This window comes from Okeania sp. SIO2B9 (assembly GCF_010672505.1).
Lineage (GTDB): Bacteria > Cyanobacteriota > Cyanobacteriia > Cyanobacteriales > Microcoleaceae > Okeania > Okeania hirsuta.
Window position 1 is genome coordinate 1 of sequence record NZ_JAAHGK010000449.1, and the last position, 5,382, is coordinate 5,382.

Sequence of the window (5,382 nt, forward strand, 5' to 3'; positions counted from 1 at the left end):
TTTAGCAGGCATAATACCAAATTGATAAATGTTTGCTACAAATAGCTAGGATATTTCTTAGGAGTCAGGAGTCAGGAGTCAGGAGTCAGAATGAATACTATTTAAAGCGTTTTTTAGGTCGTAAATCATCGTTTTTGTCAAAGAGCATATCCTACATTTGTCTTTTTATTCCTTTTACTATTCGTAACATTATTTTTTAAAATTGGCATAATTTTATATCATGTCCGGTTAAACAGTGATAAATAAATAACTACGGAGTCCTCAGGAGTCAGGAGTCAGGAGTCAGGAGGAAAGAGGTAATAAAGAAGAACAACAGGAGAAGAAGGAGAAAGTTTTTTTATAACTAATTATCCGGACATGATATTATAATAAATTTTTTGTTTGTAGTTAGGCTTTAGCCCTTACAATACTTAGTATTATTGCTCAAGCAAAACTACAAAGTCCTATTATAACTGTTCTACCGAACATGGTATAATACCTCACCTTACAGCGAGTGCTTCAAATTGTTTGGTCTCAGACCAATTCCCATGCATTAATTCTATACTTAAGTAAAACTTCAGTTATTAAGTAATTAACACAGGCAGAATTTTTTTTTGCTAATTTAAGCCAAGTTAATGTTAATTACTCTTATGTTTACTACTCCCCGACTCTCCCAGTCCCCTAATCAATAAAATCTAGAAAAGTTTTTGATAAATGGTATGATAAGACACGCCAATTCATGTCGTTGACTTATCCCCATCTACTTCTTCCTTCTTCCTTCTTCAAAGTTACTTAATTAGACTTAAACTCGAAACCATTCGCCTCAGCATAACGGTGTAAAAATCGCATGACTCTCTCAAAATTTTCCTCTGATTCTACTTCAAAAGAACATTCTACTTGAGAAAAATCACTTTCATCAGCAGACAAAAATTTAATCCCACTAGGAGCAACTTCAATATTTCCTTCCTCGTCTTTCAACCATAATTTATTTATTTTATTAGTGAAGGAACGAAAACTTTCCGTAGCTTGAAGACGGTCAAACATTAGTACAACTATTTTTGTGTCAGAGTTACGACGTTTTCTCAGACTAACTTCTGTAATTTTCTCATTCAATCCTTCAATAAATTCCACAGATACTGTCATTTTATTTCTCAAGCTGAATATTAATATTAAACAGTGATTATTTTACCAAAAAAAGTAGAAAGTGAGGAGTATAGCAGTCGAAGGAGAGATTATACCATTTCTCAAAAACTTTTCAACCCGTATCTTGAGTAGGAGACCCACCCCTACTGCTCCCAGGAGGGGAAGTAGATAGGGACATTGCATCCAACGTCTGTACAGAGAAGTAAACATACAGCAGATTCCACTTTAGTGAGATACATTCATGGCGGGCAAGATGCCCGCACTTGAATTCATTTCCTTGTTAATCTCTGTACTTCTTATGCAAGGAATCTGCTGTCTTTATCAAAATAATATGGGTCGCGCAACCCCACCTTTTAAGGCGCAATATTTTTGGATAGTTGCTCAAATCCCCTACTTCCGCTCCTGGGAGGGGTTAGGGGTGGGTTGACTTCTGAGTTCTGACTTCTGAGTTCTGACTTCCTTAAGCTCTGAGCAAGAAATCATCAGCACTCACAGATGCTTCATTGAGCAGTCTAGCAAATCTGCCACCACTACCAAATCCTGCTTCACTGCCATTTTGGTTGTAGAATAAGTTTCCGTTACCAGTGTTGTACACAATCAAAGCATTAGCAGTGGCCGCTTCTTGATTACTGCTAACTTCCTCAAACTCTGTTTCAATACTGGTAAGTGCAGTGAAAGTTCTTTGGTCTAGGAGAATCAAGTCTTGTCCGGGAACAAAATCTGTAATTCGATCTATTCCTAAATCTTCAGCAGTAAACTCCGCATTAGTGGCAAAAATAAAGCGGTCTATACTTGCTCCCCCAGTTAAAATGTCATTTCCACTACCGCCATTTAAGCGATCGCGACCAGTACCACCTTCTATAATATCATTACCATTACCCCCAAGGAGATGATCGAAACCAGGACGGCCAATCAAAAGGTCATTGCCATCCCCACCAAGTATAAAGTCGTTACCCAAACCACCATTAAGAACATCATCGCCATCCCCACCATTCAAACGGTCGTCATCCTTTCCACCCAGGAGACTATCGTTGCCGTTGTTACCATTAAGGGTGTCGTTACCTCCTAGTCCACTTAATCTGTCGTTGCCCAAGTCACCATTGAGAATATCGTTATCATTAGTACCTTCTAGGTTGAGACCAGGAACTATATCGCCGTCATCAATATTAGAAATCTCTACATCATCTGGATCGATGCCATTGTAGTTATCATCCTCACTTTCAGCGGCTGCTAGTTCAATAGTATAGTCGATGTTCCCGTCGATTTCGTTGTCGGTTACTCCTGTCACAGTAACGGTTTGGGGTTCGTCCCAATTTTCTGAAGTAAAGGTGAGACTGTCAGTATCAACTATGCCTTCGGTTTCGTCGGAACTGCTAATGGCAATGGTAACGTCGGCGGTAGGTTGGCTATCGAGAACAACGGTAAATTCGACAGTGTCTCCTGTTTCAGAGGTGTTGAGATCCTCTGTAGAATTAACTGTAATTCCTGGGTGTACTTCAATACTATATTCAATTTCCAGAGTATCTAGAGCTTCATTTGCTATGAACTGATGAGCTGCTTCTGTAGGATGAATTATATCCCAGAATATGTATTCATCTGGATCAGGAACATCAACATCACAGGATTCTACTGAACCATCTTCTCCTAAAAAGGCATCTGGGCAAACAGCCAAAACGTTATCTGACCATATATCTGTTACATTGGTAAAACCAAACTGAGCGGGATTATCAACGAACCCATCTAAAATAGGGTTAAAATTGAATAAGGTAATAGTAGCTCCAGACAAAGATTGCTCTAACTCAGCGATCTTTGACTCCAGTTTTTGATTATGCTCATTAGCTAAATTATTAAATTCCTCAGATGTAGATGTATCTACCAATGCACCTACAGGTGTGAGTTCTAATGATGATGATAAGTTAGGGACCAGGAAGTTGCGAGCGCCTACATCATATAAAGCTTCAATACCATTGGTGATATTATTAACAGTTGTATCTGTATTAGCTGGTTCCTCCGGTGGCGGTACTATGCCTAATTGAGATATAGGCTCTACAAGATAATCATTGGAACCCACCCAAATAATATATAGTGCATCAGAGTTAGCAGACTGATTTGTTGCTAATAGAGGATCGATAAAACTCTCAAGTTGTTGTTCTAAACCTGGCAGACCATTAACATTGTTTTGGTTTCCACTCTGCGCTCCAGCTATAGCATAGTTGGCTCCATCTGGAAAGACAACACCAGTGGAAAAAGCTATAGGATTTATTTCTAAGTCTAAGGATGATGCTAGAGAATCTACCCAAACAGGTCCGTTAGAAAGTCTGCCCTCAAAAGATAGGGGGTTTTCTGGAATTTGTCCTTCTAGGATACTAAAAAAATTTCCTGTATCTGAAAGACTATCCCCAAAGACGAACATTTGGGAAAAATCCAGATTGGAATTATCAAAGTTTTCATCCTCAATATCATTCATTTATTTAACCTTGATTAGTATAATAAACAGGACTTACGCAGGGACACTAAATCCAGTGATGGCCTTAGCGGAGTTTGGCGCTAGCCAATACCATTTGCCCCTACATATGGCGTTTTTAAGGTTAATTTGCGTAAGTCCTCATAAATTTACTTTTTAAGGATAATTCAAGTTATCTAGGAATGTCAAACTTATATGTCAATGCTTTTATATTTAATCAGCAAACCCTAATTAAATGATTGAGAAATCGCTGAGGAATATCTACTCTACTCCCCCAATGAATATGAAGATAGGAAGCATGAAGTTGATAAAATTTCCAACCTTCAACAGTTGCTTTGCTCCGATTTTTATCCTCATCAATTCGCCACATTTTGTATAGAGGTATTGGGGGTGCTGCAGTTAATTCAGAACGATGAAATTCATGTCCATAAACTTGTGTATTTGCTGCTAATAAAGGAGTATCTATATTAGTAATTGCTTGCCGATATCCTAACTTTAAATTTTTACCCATTACTGCCGTAGTTGGTAAAATTCCTACCATCTCCCAAGACTTACTATTAAAGTCAATAATTGCCTGAGATAAATACATTAACCCACCACATTCAGCATAAGTTGGCATTCCAGAAATAATTGCTTTCTCAACAGCTTTTCTGATTAAAATATTTTCGCTTAACTGTTGAGCAAAAACTTCTGGAAATCCACCACCAAAATATAAACCTTCCACTCCCGCAGGTAAATTTTCATCCTTTAGGGGACTCCAAAATACTATTTTTGCTCCTAACTCTTCCAGAATATCTAGGTTGTCTTGATAATAGAAATTAAATGCGCGATCGCGAGCTACTCCTATCAAAAATTGCGACTTTTTTTTCTCAATATTCTTGACATTTGATAGTGGAAAATGTATTCTATTGTTAGGGAGAACTTGGCTAGATAAAAAGTGCTGAGACCCCTCATTATGATTTTTTAAAAGTGGTAGTAATTTCTCCCAATCAAAACAAGTTTTTGCTAAGTCAGCTAAGTCATTAATTAAATTATCTAAATCTGGCATTTCATCAGTAGGAAGTAAACCTAAATGTCGGTCAGGAATAGTAATATTTTGATGTCGTCGTAGTACCCCAAGTACAGGTAAATTTATAAATTTAAGGGAATTTTGAAGTAACTGTAAATGGCGATCGCTCCCGACCCGGTTGAGTATCAAACCAGCAAAATTAATATTAGAGTCAAAAGAAATTAAACCATGAGCGATCGCTGCCACAGAACCTGATAACCGACTACAGTCAAGCACCAATAATACAGGTACATTCAGTAACCGAGAAATATGAGCAGTAGAAGCAAAATCAGGAAAACACCTACCACTTTGATCTTCTACCCCCCTTAAAAAGGGTGGACAGGGGGGAGCAAAACTTACCCCATCAAATAAACCCATCACCCCCTCAACCAAAGCAAAATCAACATCTTGAATATTTCGTGCAAAACATTGCTGCACATAAACCTCGGAAGTCAACACCGGGTCTAAATTCCGACAAGACTTACCCGTGACATACTGATGAAACATCGGGTCAATATAATCAGGCCCCACCTTAAATGATTGCACCTGCAAATTTTGCCACTTTAAATAAGACAGTAAAGCCAACGTAACAGTTGTTTTACCAACCCCACTACGTTCCCCCGCAACTATTAAACTCAATATTTCCCCCGTCTTTTTAACTCAAAAAATTGGGCATTGCTGAATTAAGGTATGAAAGTAGGTTTATAGGGAACACTTAACTGGGAACAGGGAACAGTTAATATTAACA

At 38.1% G+C, this 5,382-nt stretch carries 3 protein-coding genes; all 3 read right to left on the bottom strand.

Going from position 1 to position 5,382, the window contains the following annotated elements; genetic code table 11:
- Positions 1-771 precede the first annotated feature (771 nt).
- On the bottom strand, positions 772-1,122 hold the full coding sequence (gene psb28 / locus F6K13_RS16580) for a photosystem II reaction center protein Psb28 (protein ID WP_124147349.1): 351 nt from the start codon (positions 1,120-1,122) through the stop codon (positions 772-774).
- 460 nt (positions 1,123-1,582) lie between these two features.
- A complete protein-coding gene (locus tag F6K13_RS16585; RefSeq protein ID WP_240041579.1) occupies positions 1,583-3,589 on the bottom strand; it encodes an SGNH/GDSL hydrolase family protein in 2,007 nt (668 codons plus the stop codon).
- 214 nt (positions 3,590-3,803) lie between these two features.
- Positions 3,804-5,273, bottom strand: a complete 1,470-nt coding sequence (locus tag F6K13_RS16590; protein ID WP_287239023.1) for a cobyrinate a,c-diamide synthase — start codon at positions 5,271-5,273, stop codon at positions 3,804-3,806.
- Between the last annotated feature and the right edge of the window lie 109 nt (positions 5,274-5,382).